General features: G+C 45.0%; 15 protein-coding genes. All 15 read left to right on the top strand.

Going from position 1 to position 16,223, the window contains the following annotated elements; translation table 11 throughout:
• Window positions 1-11 precede the first annotated feature (11 nt).
• The 15 genes from CC90_RS0110265 to CC90_RS0110195 all read left to right on the top strand — a co-directional run bounded on the left by CC90_RS0110265 (window position 12) and on the right by CC90_RS0110195 (window position 16,178).
• Window positions 12-911, top strand: a complete 900-nt coding sequence (locus CC90_RS0110265) for an energy-coupling factor ABC transporter ATP-binding protein (RefSeq protein ID WP_051869382.1) — start codon at window positions 12-14, stop codon at window positions 909-911.
• Window positions 912-1,100: 189 nt separating this feature from the next.
• A complete protein-coding gene (locus CC90_RS0110260) occupies window positions 1,101-1,796 on the top strand; it encodes an energy-coupling factor ABC transporter permease (RefSeq protein WP_408606095.1) in 696 nt (231 codons plus the stop codon).
• Window position 1,797: 1 nt separating this feature from the next.
• A complete protein-coding gene (locus CC90_RS0110255) occupies window positions 1,798-2,115 on the top strand; it encodes an energy-coupling factor ABC transporter substrate-binding protein (protein ID WP_031390678.1) in 318 nt (105 codons plus the stop codon).
• Window positions 2,112-2,912 (top strand): sirohydrochlorin cobaltochelatase, encoded by an 801-nt coding sequence (locus CC90_RS0110250; protein ID WP_031390677.1) that lies wholly within the window; start codon window positions 2,112-2,114, stop codon window positions 2,910-2,912. The genes CC90_RS0110255 and CC90_RS0110250 overlap by 4 nt, the downstream gene beginning before the upstream one ends.
• Window positions 2,909-3,952: an ABC transporter substrate-binding protein gene (locus CC90_RS0110245; protein ID WP_035315303.1), complete on the top strand. Its 1,044-nt coding sequence runs from the start codon at window positions 2,909-2,911 to the stop codon at window positions 3,950-3,952. The genes CC90_RS0110250 and CC90_RS0110245 overlap by 4 nt, the downstream gene beginning before the upstream one ends.
• Window positions 3,939-4,925: a FecCD family ABC transporter permease gene (locus CC90_RS0110240; protein WP_031390675.1), complete on the top strand. Its 987-nt coding sequence runs from the start codon at window positions 3,939-3,941 to the stop codon at window positions 4,923-4,925. The genes CC90_RS0110245 and CC90_RS0110240 overlap by 14 nt, the downstream gene beginning before the upstream one ends.
• Window positions 4,918-5,691 carry an ABC transporter ATP-binding protein gene (locus tag CC90_RS0110235; protein WP_031390674.1) on the top strand — a complete coding sequence of 258 codons (774 nt, stop codon included), beginning with the start codon at window positions 4,918-4,920 and terminating at the stop codon, window positions 5,689-5,691. The genes CC90_RS0110240 and CC90_RS0110235 overlap by 8 nt, the downstream gene beginning before the upstream one ends.
• Window positions 5,688-6,389 (top strand): precorrin-2 C(20)-methyltransferase, encoded by a 702-nt coding sequence (gene cobI, locus CC90_RS0110230; RefSeq protein WP_031390673.1) that lies wholly within the window; start codon window positions 5,688-5,690, stop codon window positions 6,387-6,389. The genes CC90_RS0110235 and cobI overlap by 4 nt, the downstream gene beginning before the upstream one ends.
• A 117-nt stretch (window positions 6,390-6,506) precedes the next feature.
• Window positions 6,507-8,993: a LuxR C-terminal-related transcriptional regulator gene (locus CC90_RS0110225; RefSeq protein WP_051869381.1), complete on the top strand. Its 2,487-nt coding sequence runs from the start codon at window positions 6,507-6,509 to the stop codon at window positions 8,991-8,993.
• A 251-nt stretch (window positions 8,994-9,244) separates the two neighbouring features.
• Window positions 9,245-10,360: a hypothetical protein gene (locus tag CC90_RS23085; protein ID WP_051869380.1), complete on the top strand. Its 1,116-nt coding sequence runs from the start codon at window positions 9,245-9,247 to the stop codon at window positions 10,358-10,360.
• Between the two features lie 266 nt (window positions 10,361-10,626).
• Entirely contained in the window at window positions 10,627-11,934 is a 1,308-nt protein-coding gene (locus CC90_RS0110215; RefSeq protein WP_031390670.1) for an O-acetylhomoserine aminocarboxypropyltransferase/cysteine synthase family protein, read from the top strand.
• Window positions 11,935-12,115: 181 nt separating this feature from the next.
• Entirely contained in the window at window positions 12,116-13,024 is a 909-nt protein-coding gene (locus tag CC90_RS0110210; RefSeq protein WP_031390669.1) for a LysR family transcriptional regulator, read from the top strand.
• An 83-nt stretch (window positions 13,025-13,107) separates the two neighbouring features.
• A complete protein-coding gene (locus CC90_RS0110205; protein WP_031390668.1) occupies window positions 13,108-13,653 on the top strand; it encodes a hydrolase in 546 nt (181 codons plus the stop codon).
• Between the two features lie 187 nt (window positions 13,654-13,840).
• Complete coding sequence (locus tag CC90_RS0110200; protein ID WP_031390667.1) at window positions 13,841-15,010, top strand: trans-sulfuration enzyme family protein; 1,170 nt, start codon at window positions 13,841-13,843, stop codon at window positions 15,008-15,010.
• Complete coding sequence (locus CC90_RS0110195; protein WP_031390666.1) at window positions 15,003-16,178, top strand: MalY/PatB family protein; 1,176 nt, start codon at window positions 15,003-15,005, stop codon at window positions 16,176-16,178. Before CC90_RS0110200 ends, CC90_RS0110195 begins: the two co-directional genes overlap by 8 nt.
• The last annotated feature ends 45 nt before the right edge of the window (window positions 16,179-16,223 follow it).

Raw genomic sequence — 16,223 nt, 5'->3', positions numbered from 1 at the left:
AGTGAGGGCAAATGAACAGAAAAATATTAGAAACAAAGGATTTATCATTTTCCTACGAAGAAGGGCGGATGGCGTTAAATCATCTGTCGGTAGAAATATATGAAAAAGAAAAAATAGCTGTTCTGGGCGCTAACGGAGCAGGGAAATCCACCTTTTTCCTGAATTTGAACGGTGTCAGAGAGCCGGAGGAGGGAGAGATTTTCCTTTATGGAAACCGGATAGATAGGAAAAACAGACGAGAGCTCATAAAGAACGTGGGCATTGTCTTTCAGGATGCGGACAGCCAAATCATAGCCTCTACCGTAAAAGCAGAGGTGGCATTCGGACCGTTAAATATGAAGCTTCCGAGGCAGGAAGTGGAAGAAAGAACAATAAATGCGCTGGAAAGGCTGGATTTGCAGGCTTACGCAGAGCGCCCTCCCCATTATTTGAGCGGAGGAGAGAAAAAGAGGGTCAGCATAGCGGATATCCTGGCAATGGATTCGCCTATCATCATATTCGATGAGCCGACTGCGTCCCTGGATCCGGTAAATGCGGACATGCTGGAAAAGATATTGGAGGAGCTGGAACAGGAGGGGAAGACGATACTGCTGTCCACTCACGATGTAGACTTCGCTTACCGTTTTGCGGACCGCGTTCTTGTATTCTGTGAAGGAAAGCTTATTGCCGATAGAAAGCCGGAGAACATCTTCCGGGATGAAAAAATCCTTAAAAGGGCGAATTTGAAAAAGCCTGTATTGGTTGAGGTTTATGAGATGCTGAAACAGAAGAATCTGTTGCAGAAAAAAACGCCGCAGAAGAATCCGCTGCAAGAAAAATTGTTATCAAAAGAACCCCTGCAGGAAAGTGTGCGGACGGAAGAGGAAGAGCATTATCCGAGAACTCTTGCGGAAATTGAGGCGCTTTTATGAAGCATTAGAAAGTCCGGGTTTAGCCGACGCGAGAGCTAAGGCTGGATAGCGATGTTACATAGCTATTTAGCGCGTACATTCGTTTTCATATAGAAAATGTACGCGTATGCAAATAGAGAAAAGGAGAATTTAAAGATGACAAAGAATCAAAGAAAATCGATTGCGGCACTGGCAGTTGTATCAGTAATCATGAGTATTACTGTTAATTCAAATGCAATGCACATTATGGAGGGCTATCTGCCTCCGAAATACAGCATCGCATGGGGAATTTTGTGTATCCCCTTTTTAGTGGCAGGATTTCTGTCTATAAAAATGAAGTTAAAAGATAGCAGAAGAAATATTACGCTGCTCGCTATGGCAGGGGCATTTATCTTCGTAATTTCCTCCCTGAAAATCCCTTCCGTAACGGGAAGCTGCTCCCACATGACAGGTACCGGACTTGGAGCCATTTTATTCGGACCTACTGCTGTCGGTATTCTTGGAATCATCGTGCTGTTGTTCCAAGCAATTCTGTTAGCGCATGGCGGACTTACTACGCTCGGGGCTAACACTTTTTCCATGGCGATTGCCGGACCGTTCTTAACCTTCGGCATTTATAAGCTTTGTATGAAATTAAAGGTGAATAAATGGGTATCCGTTTTTCTGGCAGCATTTATCGGAGATATATTTACCTATTGTGTGACCAGCTTCCAGCTCGCTATGGCATATCCTTCCCCGGAGGGCGGAGTAGGCGCTTCTGTCGTTAAGTTCCTGAGCGTTTTTGCGCCGACACAGCTTCCTCTTGCAATTTTAGAGGGAATTCTTACTCTTCTTATCATGATCGCTCTGGAAACTTATGCAAAACCGGAATTGAAAATGCTCGGATATATGAAGGAGGCAAAATAGAATGAAGAAGACGAAAAACTTAGTTATCGCACTTATTGTGGCGGCTGTTCTCATCGCGCTGGTACCGCTTTTCGCATTGAAGGGAGCAGAATTCGGCGGCTCAGATGATGCGGGAAGTGTAATGATTGAAGAAATCACAGGAAGCTATGAGCCATGGTTTACTCCTGTGTTAGAGACGATGATAGACGGAGAACTTCCCGGGGAGGTAGAAAGCCTTTTCTTCTGCCTTCAGACCGGAATCGGAGTGGGAATCATCGCATTTTGCATGGGACGCCTTGTAGAACGCAAGAAATGGGCGGATAACGGAGAAAATGTATGAAAAAAGGAGTTCTGATAGTCAGTTTCGGAACGACCTACAAAGATACGAGAGAGAAAAACATCGATCGTATAGAACAAGCAGTCCGGCAGGAAAAACCGGACTGCATGGTTTTGCAGGCCTATTCCAGCGACAGAGTGAGAGATATTATAAAGAAGAGGGATGGGATTGATATCCCCGGCATAAAGGATGCTTTGGAGAGGATGGCGGAAAGTGGTGTCACTCATCTGACTGTACTTCCTACCCACGTGATCGACGGGATCGAGAATAATAAGATGAAGCAAATAATAAAGCAATACCGTCCTTTCTTCCAAACGCTCAAAACGGCAGACCCGCTCTTGGGAAAGGAAGAGGACTATGGCTTCGTAGCAAAGGCGCTGTGGGATTCCTTAGAGGAAGAAGTAAAAGACGGCGTTCTCATCTTTATGGGACATGGTTCCTATCACGAGGCGGATAACTGCTATGAGAAAATGGAGAAAGCGTTGAGGGAATATTCGGGAAAGGAAATCTATATCGCTACGGTTGAGGGCAGTACTTCCATAGAGGATGTGATCGAGCGTATGAATATGGGGTATGAGCAGCAGGAGAGAAAAACGGTCCGTGTGGTCATCACTCCCTTTATGCTTGTAGCGGGGGACCACGCCGTCAACGATATGGCAGGCGATGAGGATTCCTTCCTATCGAAGGTAAAGGCGCAAGGATACGAAGCGGAATGTATATTAAAAGGACTGGGAGAATATGAAGGCATCCACCTGATATATTTGCAGCATTTGGAAAAAGAGGATAAGGATAAACAATGAAAGTTAAATTAGCAATGTTATTTTTATGCACATGCCTGTTCGCAGGATGCGGCACGGCGGGTGTATTGCAGGAAGCAGAGCAGTCGGCAGTTGACAGGTCGGATGAAATCGGCGAAACGGACATGGCTGGCGGAGTAGATGCAACTGACAAAACGGACACCGTGGCAGAGCCGGCAGAGGGTGAACAAGCAAAGGCACAAACAGGGGCAATTCTGGAATTCACAGATGCGCTTGGCGTGAATGTGACGGTGGAAAATACTCAACGAACCGCAGTATTATCCGGCAGTTATGCGGACGCATGGCTGTTAGCCGGAGGCAGTCTTTTTGCGGTGACTGAGGATGCGAAGGGAGTCATAGAGGTAAGCGATAATATGATAATGCTGGGAGATTTGAAGAACCCGAGCATAGAGACACTGATTGCAGAAGACGTGGATTTTATCATACTTTCCGCAACGATTGAGGAGCATGTCAACCTGAGGGATACCTTGGAAAAGGCAGGGATTACTACCGCCTATTTCGAGGTGGAGACTTTTGAAGATTATGCGGATATGATGAAGATCATGACGGATATCACAGGCAGAAAGGACTTATATAAGACGAATGTGGAGGATGTACGTCTGGAAATAGAAGAACAGTTGGAGAGGGTGGACGGAAGCAGCCCTACGGTGTTGTTCCTGCGGGCTTATTCCACGGGAGTAAAAGCCAAAGGCAGCGACAGCATGACGGGGCAGATGCTGAAAGATCTGGGCTGTGTGAATATTGCGGACAGCGAGGATGGCCTGTTAGAGGATTTGAGTATGGAAGCGATTATCGATGCGGAGCCGGATTATATTTTCGTAACGACCATGGGAGAATCGAAAGAAGCGGCAATGGATATGGTGGAGGAGCTGCTTGTTTCAAATCCCGCATGGAGTGGGCTGAAAGCGGTAAAGAACGATCACTATTATGTGCTGCCGAAGGAACTGTTCCATATTAAACCGAATGAACGTTGGGGAGAAAGCTATCGTATTTTGGCGGACTATTTATATGAAAAGAAATAGAAGAATTTTAATATTTACGGGCCTGCTAATACTGATGGTCTTGGTAGGTTTAGGAAGCGGGGCGGTGAGGCTTTCACCGCAGGATTTTATGGGATTGTTTACGGAGGACGAGCTGACAAAAAGCGGAAGAATTCTTCTGTATGTCCGCTTGCCCAGGGTAGCGGGAGCAATTGTTGCGGGAGTGGGACTGTCCGTTGCAGGCGCCGTCATACAGACTATCTTAAATAATCCGCTGGCAGGTCCTAATATTATCGGGGTAAATGCAGGAGCTGGCTTTGCGGTAGTGCTCTGCGGCGTTCTGCTTCCCAAGTCGTATGGAATATTTCCTCTTGCTGCTTTTGTCGGGGCCTTTGGAACTGTGGTGTTCGTCTATTATCTGGGAAAGAAAACGGGGTCTTCGAAGATTACTCTGGTACTTGCGGGCGTTGCAATAAACAGCCTGTTAAACAGTGCCTCCGATGCCGTTAACGCCTTTAGCGAAAGCTCCCTGATTGCAAGCAATGCTTTTAAGATCGGAGGACTCAGCGGAATAAATACAAGCGTTCTGAAGTATGCCGCTATTGCAGTGGCTATTGCGGCGATTCTCGTATTCCTGCTTCATAATGAATTGGAGGTCTTGTCTCTGGGTGAGGACAAAGCAAAGACTCTCGGCTTGCCCGTAGGCTTTTATCGCTTTGTATTTCTTATGCTGGCGGCTGTTCTTGCAGGCGCTTCGGTGAGTTTTGTGGGACTTTTAGGCTTTGTGGGGCTTATCGTTCCTCATATTGCAAGGCTTTTAGTAGGGGAAGAATGCAAATATTATATTTTAGCATCAGCAATACTGGGAGCATTATTTCTGCTGACTTGCGATTATATAGCGAGAACATGGTTTTCGCCGTATGAACTGCCCACAGGCATTATTTTATCATTTATCGGAGCGCCTTTCTTTCTATGGCTGCTTGTCAGAAGGAAAAGAGGGACGAGGAATGCTTAGGCTGGAGCACATTACCGCCGGATATAATAAAAATCCGGTAATAAAGGATATCGATATCGAGTTCGAGAGCGGGAAAATAACGGCCCTTATCGGACCGAACGGAAGCGGTAAGAGTACGCTTTTAAAGGCAGCTGTAGATTTGTGTGAAATATATGGAGGTGCGGTATATCTGAATGGGAATGAGAGAAACGGTCTCGGGAATAAGGAGTTTGCAAAGCATGTTTCCTATCTTCCCCAAAGTCACAGCGGCGGAGCTATTGCAGTAGAACGGATGGTATTGCACGGAAGGTTTCCGTATCTGTCTTATCCGAGAAAGTACGGAAAAAAGGATTATGAATATTGTTACCATGCGATGGAGAAGACCGGTATCTTAGAGCTTAAGGGCAAAAAGCTCGATGAGCTTTCCGGCGGGCAGAAGCAGAAGGTATATATTGCCATGGCGTTAGCCGGAGAGGCGCAGGTTTTTCTCTTCGACGAACCGACCACTTATCTCGATGTGGGATATCAATTGGAGCTGTTAGACATTATGGTACAGCTTAGAGAACAGGGGAAGACCGTAATCGTAGTTCTTCACGACATCAATTACGCCATGGGGATAGCCGACAAGCTGGCGGTTATGGAACAGGGGAAGCTATTGCTTTCGGATACTCCTGCCAATGTGTATGAAAGCGGTGCAATAAGCAGGGTATTTCAAGTAAAAGCTAAGATACTTAAAGACGAAAAGGGGAAAAAGCATTTTTATTTCGAAGGGATTAAAAAAGGATGAGAGGTATTTTATACGGAATAGGGGTGGGTCCGGGGGATCCGGAGCTGATTACCATAAAAGCCTTAAGATGTATGAGGGAAAGTGATGTGATTATTCTTCCCTCAGAACCCAGTGAGGATTGCTACGCATATAGCATAGCAAAAGCGGCATTTACTGAAATCGATGAAAAAGAAATTATATGTATGCCCTTTTTAATGACAAAGGAAAAAAAGGAATTGGAGGATTCCCATAATAAAATCTACCGGAATATTTCAGAGCTATTGGATAGTGGAAAAAATGTTGCATTTCTGACGATCGGCGATCCATCGATTTATTCCACATACAGTTATATTCATAGGAGAGTGCTGGCGGCAGGAGGAAATGCTCTTATGGTGAGTGGTGTGCCTTCCTTTTGCGCTGCCGCCGCTGCGATTGGTATTTCTCTTGGAGAAAATAAGGAAGAAATTCATGTAATACCCGGTTCTTATGATATAAAGGAGACTTTTAATTTAAATGGGACGAGAATTTACATGAAGTCAGGGAAAAAGCTGGCAGAACTGAAAAATGCATTGCGGGAAGCCGGGACGGAGCGTTTTCTTATATATGCAGTTTCAAACTGTGGTATGGAAAATGAAAAAATCACGTCGGAACTGGAGGCGCTTTCAGAAGACAGCGGGTATCTGACGGTGGTGATGGTAAAGGAAAAAGATGGAATTTGAGATAAAAAAGATTCTGAATGGTTGTAATAATACATGATTTATAATAATATTACCATATAAATGTAAAATTTCATTACTATTCGCAGCCACAAAATTTCATGAAACGGAGCGGTTTTTATGCAAATAATGAAAAGAAAAACCAGTGAGACGTATTATTTTTCGAAACAGCTTAAGCATCAGATGAGCGGGATGGAGAAATATCCTCTGACGGTCGTAGAAGCGCCTTCTGGCTTTGGGAAAACCACGGCAGTAAGAGAATACTTGAAAAAGCATTCCGGTATATCAGTTTGTTCCCACTGGTATACCTGTATGGGGGAGTCGCCTACAAAGGTATGGGACGGCATTTGCAGTCTGTTTGGGGAAATCGACGAAGCAGTTGAGGCGAAGCTAAAAAGGCTGGAACTTCCTACACTGGATTCCCTGGCGGATTTGGTTCTTTTGTTACGAAAGCTGCGCTGCGAGCAGGAAACCTTTTTAGTTATCGACAACTATCAGTTGTTTGGCAGCGAGATCAAGAGTCAGATTATCAATGCGTTTTCTGTTCATGGAGATGATAAGCTGCACATTGTTTTTATTACTCAGCCGTTAGGTAATAAGCCACAAGATACCGTTCATTATGCGAATGTTTATGAAATAGACAATCGGTATCTGGTATTTGATAGAGACAGCATAGGAAGCTATTTTCGGATGTCAGGATTGGCCCTTTCCGACAGCGAGCTGGATTATGTACATAGAAGTACGGAAGGATGGGCAGCAGCGGTTCGGCTGCAAATGCTGAACTATCAGCAGGGGGGAAGCTTCGAGCACACGAACGATATCGATCAGCTCATTAAAATAGCAGTTTGGAACAAGCTTTCGGAGGAAGAAAAACTCTTTTTGCTGTCTGTATCCGTTCTGGAAAGCTTTACAACAAAGCAGGCTCTGATCATGATGGAGGAAACGGCACTTCCTGATTCCATATTAAATTTACTTGAGAACAATAGCTTTATCCGATATTTCCCGAAAACGGATCTCTATTATATGCACAGCATTTTGCAGGATTATTTGAGAAATCGTTTTTATAATCAGCAGACGCAGAAGTTTAAGAGCCGGATACTTCACAGGGCGGGAGAGGCATGTACCGCAATGGAGCAGTATTATCCTGCTGCCCGGTTTTACTATGAGGTTTCGGATTACAACGCTATTTTGTCCCTTCCTTTCGATGCAGTATATCTCAATAATCAGAAAGAAAAGGATATTCTTGAATTTATAGCGAATTTGGTGCAGACATGTCCGGAGAATATTTTGCGTAAGTATCCGCTATGTGTCATCGGTTTCGCCTTTCAGCTTTATATGGGCGGATGGTATGCGGCGTTTGGAAAGCTGAGCCAGCTGATTGTCGCCATGATTGAAAAGCCGGAGGGAATCGGTGAAAAGGAGTTGCATCGCATCAAAGGCGAGTTCGCGCTTCTTACTTCCTTTAGCGCATATAACGATATTCAGAAGATGAGTGAGGGGCATAAAGAGGCGATGAAGTATCTGGACAGCCCGAGCCGGTTTCTGCTCCCTACTTCGCCGTGGACTTTTACGAATATTTCCGTCTTAACGATGTATTGGAGCAAGTCCGGGGAGCTGGAAAATGAGCTTAACTATATGGATGAATGTATGCCTCACTATTCCAAACTGGCGAGAGGGCACGGAACCGGTGCAGATAGCGTAATGCGCGCCGAAGCAATGTTACTCCGGGGCTTGGATCAGGAAGCGGAGGCATTATGCCACAAGGCGGTTTATTTGTGCGGCGAGCAAAAGCAGTTAGGCCTTGGACTTTGTGCAGGGCTTATATTGGCCAGAATTGCCATGCTTCGGGGCGATGAAGAAATGTATGTTATTTCTTTGGAAAAAATAAGAAAGCATACCAAAGATAAGCCCGAGCGTTTTCTTCTTCGGATGGCGGAGCTTAGTATAGCGTCGCTTTCCCTTACTCTTGGTAATACGAAGGAGCTGGCGGAATGGCTGTATGATCTGGAGAGCATAAAGAAGGTTCTTTATGCGCCTGCACTCCCACAGGGAAATGTGCTTTATGGAAAGTTATTACTGATCAATAAACGATATAACGAATTGTATGGTCTTTCCCAGCCAATGCTGGGAATGGCGGCAAAAATGAATTATCTGCTCCCTCAGGTGTATCATTTGATTTATTTAGCAATAGCGAAGCATTCGCAAGGTCAGACGAAGGAAGCGCAGGAGCATTTAGGGCAGGCTCTTGCCATATCTTTGTCAGATAAGGTCTATATGCCCTTTGCAGAGCATGGGGCGGCACTTCGCCCTCTTTTGGAATCGGTCACAGTGGCGGTGGAGAACAAGGAAGGGCTGAAGCAGGTAATAAAGCTTGCAGGGCGTCAGGAGGCCGGCATGAAGGCGATAGAAAAGAAACTGCTTCTATCCAAATCTCCGCTGACGCCGAGAGAGCGGGACATCGCATTGCTCGCCAAGGAGCGTTTAAGCGCCGGGGAAATAGCGGAAGCCCTTTTTATTACAGAGTCTACGGTGCGCAGCGCCCTTAAGAAAATCTATTGCAAGTTGAATATCCACTCCAAAGCGGAGCTTTCCGGCATAGATTTTTGATTTTGCCAATAAATAAATACCCCCAAAATGGGGGGATGAAATAATAATAATCCATCGTATCATAATGATATGGTGGATTATTTTGTTCGTAATGGGAAAGTGCGCCTATTACAGAAAGAATGGATGCGCATCTATGCGCGCGGAGCAAAAGCTTTGCTGCCAAAGTATTTGGTCGTGAGAGTGTGCGAAGCACACTTTTGTTCAGAAAAATCCTACAAATGTCCACGAAATGACTGAGGGAGGAGAGAAAAATGAAGAGAAAAAAAGAGACATTGCTTCTATGGATGACGGTAGGAACCCTTTTGCTTTTTGCCGGCTGCGGGGATAGTGCAGCGGAGGCGAAGGCGGCGGTATTAGAAGAGACCGCAGAGGTAGAAGCAAAAGGACTTGAGGTGGCAGCGGAAAGTATTTCCACGGAGGTTACAGAGCTGTATCAAAGCCAGAATCTGATGCTGGAAATGCTTGTGAATGAAGACTGTGTGATTGAGGATACCGGCGATAGTATCACAGTATCTTCACCCAATGGGATGGCATATGTGGGCGTTTCCTTCGTGCCGGGCATTCAGAATCTGGGGGAGACGGCAACGCTGATTCCGCAGATTTTGGAAGCGAACAATGCTGTGCCGGAAGAGGTTAAGGACGGAGTCCTTTTCGGAGCACGTGCGAAGCATTGCCTGTATTCCATGGTGGATGAGGAGAGAAGTGAGATACAGGGTCTTTTCGCCACTGCAATTGTCAATTCGTCTTTGTATATGATGGATGCAGCATTTGCACCGGAGTGTACAGATAATGACATAAGCCTTATTACCAACGTATTTTCATCCATAAATGTACTTGCGCCCAAATCTGTGGATACTGGGAAGAAAACGGCGGTCTATGAAACGAAATATCCTAACGCGGCGCCGGCCAAGGCAGCGCAAAAAACTTATGTTCCGGTAGCGGAATGGGTATATCCGCCTTATTATTATTATAGCTGGTATTCTGATTTCGATTATACCATGTATGATTCGATATTCTATGAGCCGGATTGGGATTATTATCTGGACGACGGCTGGTGGAGCTGGGACTGGGATGATGCAGGCGACTGGAGCTTCTATGACGAATATGGAGACTGGTATGCTGAGGATTACTATGACAATTATGATTATTATTATGATTATGATCCCTACAGCGATCCGGGCGACTACTATGATTATTACGATTATGATCCTTACAGCGACCCCGGTGATTATTCCGACGACGTTGATTATTATGACGGATATGATTATAATGATGATTATTCCGACGACGTTGATTATTATGACGGATATGATTATAGTGATGATTATTCCTATGACGATTATTCCTATGATGACTACGATTATTAATATGCGATATAATTATTTATAAGTGAATGGTAGATGATAAAATGCGGCCTCTTGTTATAGGATGGCCGCATTTTTATTGCTTGCCTATAACAGCAAAAGGATATATAATGCTGCTATAGGAAAAACCTATAACCGGATGATGTTTTTAAATATTAACACTTGAACTGCAGGATAAGTATAATGTTACTTAAGAAGCTAAAAACCGAGCGTCTCAAGTAATGCGGGATGCCGTTGGGCAATATTAAAAATATCAGGAGGATATAGAAATGGCTAAGAAAACGAGAGAAGAAAGAAATTTTAAATTTGAAACCTTGCAGTTACATGTGGGACAAGAGACTCCGGATGCAGTTACGGATGCGAGAGCGGTTCCAATCTACCAGACCTCTTCCTATGTATTTCATAACAGCGAGCATGCTGCCGCTAGATTCGGACTGACAGATGCGGGATATATTTATGGAAGGCTGACCAATCCCACGCAGGATGTGTTCGAGCGCAGAATAGCAGCGCTGGAGGGCGGAGTCGCTGCTTTAGCGGTTGCATCGGGGGCAGCAGCCGTTAGCTATGCCATTGAAAATATCGCGCAAAACGGTGACCATGTGGTATCCGCGAAGAATATTTACGGAGGCACCTATAATCTGCTGGCTCATACCCTGCCTCAGTACGGTATTACAACGACCTTTGCCGATCCTTTCAACTATGAAGAGTTGGAAAGTGCTGTAAAAGAGAATACAAAATTAATTTTTATCGAGACCTTGGGCAATCCCAATTCCGATGTGGTAGATATCGAGAAGATTGCGGGAATTGCTCATGCGCATAAGATTCCGCTTCTTGTGGACAATACTTTTGCAACACCTTATTTAGTAAGACCTATTGAATACGGGGCAGACATCGTGATACATTCCGCCACAAAGTTCATCGGAGGCCACGGCACCACTATCGGAGGTGTCATAATAGACAGCGGCAAATTCGACTGGGAGGCTTCCGGCAAATTCGCTTCTCTTACAGAGCCCAACCCCAGCTATCACGGCATAAGCTTTACGAAGGCAGTAGGAGCGGCTGCGTATGTGACGAAAATCAGAGCGATATTGCTTCGTGATACAGGGGCCTCCTTATCTCCTTTCCACGCATTCTTCTTTTTACAAGGCCTGGAAACATTGTCGCTTCGCGTAGAGCGCCATGTGGAGAATTCCTTGAAGGTGATAGAGTATTTGAACGCTCATCCGCAGGTAGAAAAAGTACATCATCCGGCGGTATCGCAGGACCTGGAACAGAAAGCTCTGTATGCGAAATACTTCCCGAACGGCGGCGGATCTATTTTTACCTTTGAAATCAAGGGAGATGCGCAGAAGGCGAAGGATTTTATCGATCAACTTGAACTGTTCTCCTTACTGGCAAATGTGGCTGACGTAAAATCCTTAGTGATTCATCCGGCATCCACCACTCATTCCCAGATGACGGAGGAAGAGCTGGAGGCATCGGGTATTGCACCGAATACGATCAGACTTTCCATAGGCACGGAAAATGCGGCCGATATTATCGAGGACTTAGACGAAGCTTTTAAGGCGGTTCTATAAAAGGAATAGGAGCTATCTGAGGATGGTATTTGCTGAGGATTTGCGACCTGTAAGTAAGCTCTTATTTGGCTGGGATTGATAGAGGTGTTGTACGGCAGGAATCGAATACATCACATGGAAGGATGAGAGTTCCTTACTCATATGAGAGTTCTTTACTTATTTATAATGGAGGAAAGAAAATATGACATTGCAGCAGCTTCGTTATGCGGTCTGCATCGCGAATGAAAAATCCATGAACAAGGCGGCTGCCCAGCTATTTATCACACAGCCCAGCCTATCCAGTACCATACGGGACTTGGAAAATGAAATCGGCTTACAAATATTTCTGCGTTCAAACCGGGGAATCGTTATCACTCTCGAGGGGGAGGAATTCCTCGGTTATGCAAGGCAGATGATAGAGCAATACAGACAGATGGAAGAACGGTTCATCCAGAGGGAGAGATTCAAGAAGAAATTCAGTGTATCCATGCAGCATTATACCTTTGCCGTTCAGGCGTTTATCGAGATGGCGAAGGAATTCGGAATGGATGATTATGAATTCGCAGTACGGGAGACAAAGACCTATGAAGTGATCGAGAATGTGAGAAATCAAAAGAGCGAGTTAGGCATTTTATACTTGAATGACTTTAACTCCAAGGCGCTGGAAAAAATATTCATCGATCAGGAATTGGAATTCGTAGACTTGTTTCAGTGCGGAATCTATGTGTTTGTATGGAAGGGTAATCCTCTGGCCGATAAAAAGGAAATAGATTTCGAGGATTTGAAGAAATATCCCTGCCTGTCCTTTGAACAGGGAAATAATAATTCTTTTTATTTGGCGGAGGAAGTGTTCAGTACTTACGAATATAAACAGATTATAAAGGCCAATGACAGGGCAACTATGCTTAATCTCATGATCGGACTTAACGGGTATACCTTGTGTTCGGGAATCATATGCGAGGATCTTTATAATAACGAATATAGGGCGATCCCTCTCAAGACGGATGATAAGATGAAAATTGGATATATCAAGAAGAAAAAGATGCCTTTAAGTATCCTCGCCCTTAAATATATAGAAGAATTAAAAAAATATGAGAAAAATGTGCTTTGATTCAAGGCGATAGAAAACGGCGGAAGAAAAGCGCTTGCAACTATTTGATATTGAGTCCGCCAAAGTGGACATGGGGTATAAAAATGACGAGAGAAGAAGCTTGGAATTTATTGACGGAATATAATAAAGATGAGTTTCATTTGGAGCATGCGGTAATCCTTGAGGGTGTGATGAAGTATTTCGCACGTAAACTGGGGTATGCGGAAGAAGAGGACTTCTGGGGAAATGTGGGACTTTTGCACGATTTGGATTTCGAGCGCTATCCGGATGAGCACTGCATCAAGTCTCAGGAAATCATGCGGGAGGCCGGTCTCGAAGAGCGGCTGATTCGAGCGACTGCGAGTCATGGTTATGGTATTACGGTAGATATAAAGCCGGAGCACGAAATGGAGAAGATGCTGTATGCGGTAGACGAATTGAGCGGTCTCATCGGAGCAGTAGTGCTCATGCGGCCTTCCAAAAGCGTCCAGGATCTGGAAGTGAAGTCGGTAAAAAAGAAATTCAAAAGCAAGGGCTTTGCCGCAGCCTGCTCCAGAGAAGTGATTCAAGCGGGAGCGGATATGTTAGGCTGGGAGCTGGATAAGCTGATAGAAGAGACGATAGATGCTCTGAAAACTTTCAGAGATTAGTAACGAGTATAATCAGCACTAAATAACCTTATGTTTTGCTTGCCTATTTTCCAGATAGCACTATTCCCCAAGCCTCGACGTAGCCACCGCTACGCCTGCGTTTGTGGAACAGCACTCTCAGAAAAATATTCTGCACCAAACATTAAGGCATTTAATGCTGATTATACTGGGAAAACGGAGAAGAAATATGGAATATGGCATATCGACAAAATGTTTATATGGGAACGGGTTGACATCCTCCCCCGATACCTCGGGAGCGATTAGTTTTCCGATTTATCAAACGGCTACCTTTGCCCATCAAGCGGTAGGTGAAAGTACAGGCTACGATTATAGCCGTTTGCAGAATCCTACGAGAGAGCAGCTTGAAAAAGTAGTTGCTTCTTTGGAAAACGGAATAGATGCGCTGGCTTTTTCCAGCGGTATGGCGGCGATTACCGCACTGTTCGAATTATTTGAACCGGGAGACCACATCATAACGGACTGCGATCTTTACGGCGGGAGTATTCGCCTTTTCAATAATATCAGCAAGAAAAACGGAATCGAATTTACTCATGTCAACTGCTCGCAAGCTTTGAGCGGTGATGAATATGGTAAGGCTTTTGAAAAGCTGGTGAATGAAAGGACGAAGGCTATTTTTATCGAGACACCCACCAACCCGATGATGAATGTTATCGATATTCGAAAACTGGCGAAGATTGCGGAAAAAAATAAGCTTCTGCTCATTGTGGATAACACATTTTTGACGCCCTATTTTCAGAATCCCCTGAGGCTTGGAGCTCATGTGGTGGTACACAGCGGAACCAAATATCTGGGGGGACATAACGATACCCTCGCAGGTTTTCTTGTGACCTCTTCGGAAGAAATCGCCCAGAGGCTCAGATTTATCATTAAGACGGTAGGTTCCGGTCTGGCACCCTTCGATAGCTGGCTGATTCTGCGAGGAATCAAGACGCTGGCGATAAGAATGGAAAGAGCATCCAAGAATACGGGAAGAATTGTAGAGTGGCTTCTCTGTCAGAAAAGGGTAACGAAGGTTTATTATCCGGGAATACCGGAAAATCCCGGTTTCGAAATATGCAAAGGGCAGGCGGGGGGCTTCGGCTGCATGGTCACCTTTGAGGTGGAGACAAAGGAGCTTGCTTTGGAGATATTGAAGAAGGTTCGTCTGATACAGTTTGCAGAAAGCCTCGGCGGTGTGGAGACTCTTGTTACTTATCCGATTACCCAGACACATGCGGATGTGCCGAAGGAGACATTGGCGGCAAACGGAATTACCGATAGGGTACTTAGACTGTCGGTGGGGATTGAAGATGAAGAAGATTTAATAAAGGAACTGGAGAGAGTATTCTATGAGTGAAACGAATATTAACTTCGATGAAATTATCGAGCGCAGAAACACCTGCAGTATAAAATATGATTTCGGGAAGCAAAGAGGAATGCCGGATGGAGTCCTGCCCTTATGGGTAGCAGATATGGATTTCAGGGTTCCCGGAAAGGTGCTGTCGGCCATTCAGGAAAGAACAGCCCATGGTATTTTCGGATATACCGAGGTAGGGGAGGAATATTTCGAAGCACTGAAAGGCTGGATGGAAAAAAAGCATAATTGGAGTATCGAAAGAAAGTGGCTGATAAAAACTCCGGGGGTGGTATACGCGATAGCTATGGCGATACAAGCCTTTACGGAAGAAGGGGATGCAGTAATGATCCAGCAGCCGGTATATTATCCGTTTCGGGAGACTATCGAGAGCAACCGCAGGAAAATGATCGACAATCCCCTTTCTCTTGGAGAGGATGGAAAATATCATATGGATTTGGAGGACTTCGAGAGAAAAGCGAAGGAGTATAACGTGAAGCTTTTTGTCTTATGCAGCCCTCACAATCCGGTAGGAAGAGTTTGGAGCAGGGAAGAGCTTGAGAAACTGGGAGAAATCTGCATTCGAAGAAATATTCTCGTGGTAAGCGATGAGATTCATCAGGACTTCGTTTTCCACGGAAAGCACATTGTTTTTTCAAGCTTAAGCGAGGAATTGAAAAACAGAACTATCATTTGCACCTCACCAAGTAAGACCTTTAATCTGGCGGGGCTGCAGATTTCCAATATATTGATAGCAAATACCCAGATAAGGCACAGATTCAAAGCCCAGATAGTAGCTTCCGGCTACAGCCAGTTGAATACGCTCGGACTTACTGCCTGTGAAGCAGCCTATCGGTACGGAGAGGAGTGGCATAGGCAGCTTATGGAGTATCTGAGGGGAAATATTGAATTTGTCCGTAATTATCTATGCGAGAAAATTCCGCAGATAAAGTTGATAGAGGCTGAGGGAACTTATCTCGTCTGGCTGGATTTCAGGGAGCTTGGGCTTACGGAAGGAGAAAAGAGAGAGTTGATTGTCAATAAAGCGGGGCTTTGGCTGGATGCGGGAACTATGTTCGGGGAGCCGGGAGAGGGGTTTGAAAGAATCAACGTCGCCTGTCCGAGGGAGATATTGCGTCAGGCATTGAAAAGATTGGAAGCGGCCGTTTAAAACAGACCGCTTCCTTGTTTATACTCGGAAAAGCCTGCATCGTGT

It is taken from the genome of Kineothrix alysoides, assembly GCF_000732725.1.
Taxonomy (GTDB): Bacteria; Bacillota; Clostridia; order Lachnospirales; family Lachnospiraceae; genus Kineothrix; species Kineothrix alysoides.
Note: the sequence above shows the minus strand (reverse complement) of the source record. Positions and strands in the feature narration are given on the sequence as shown.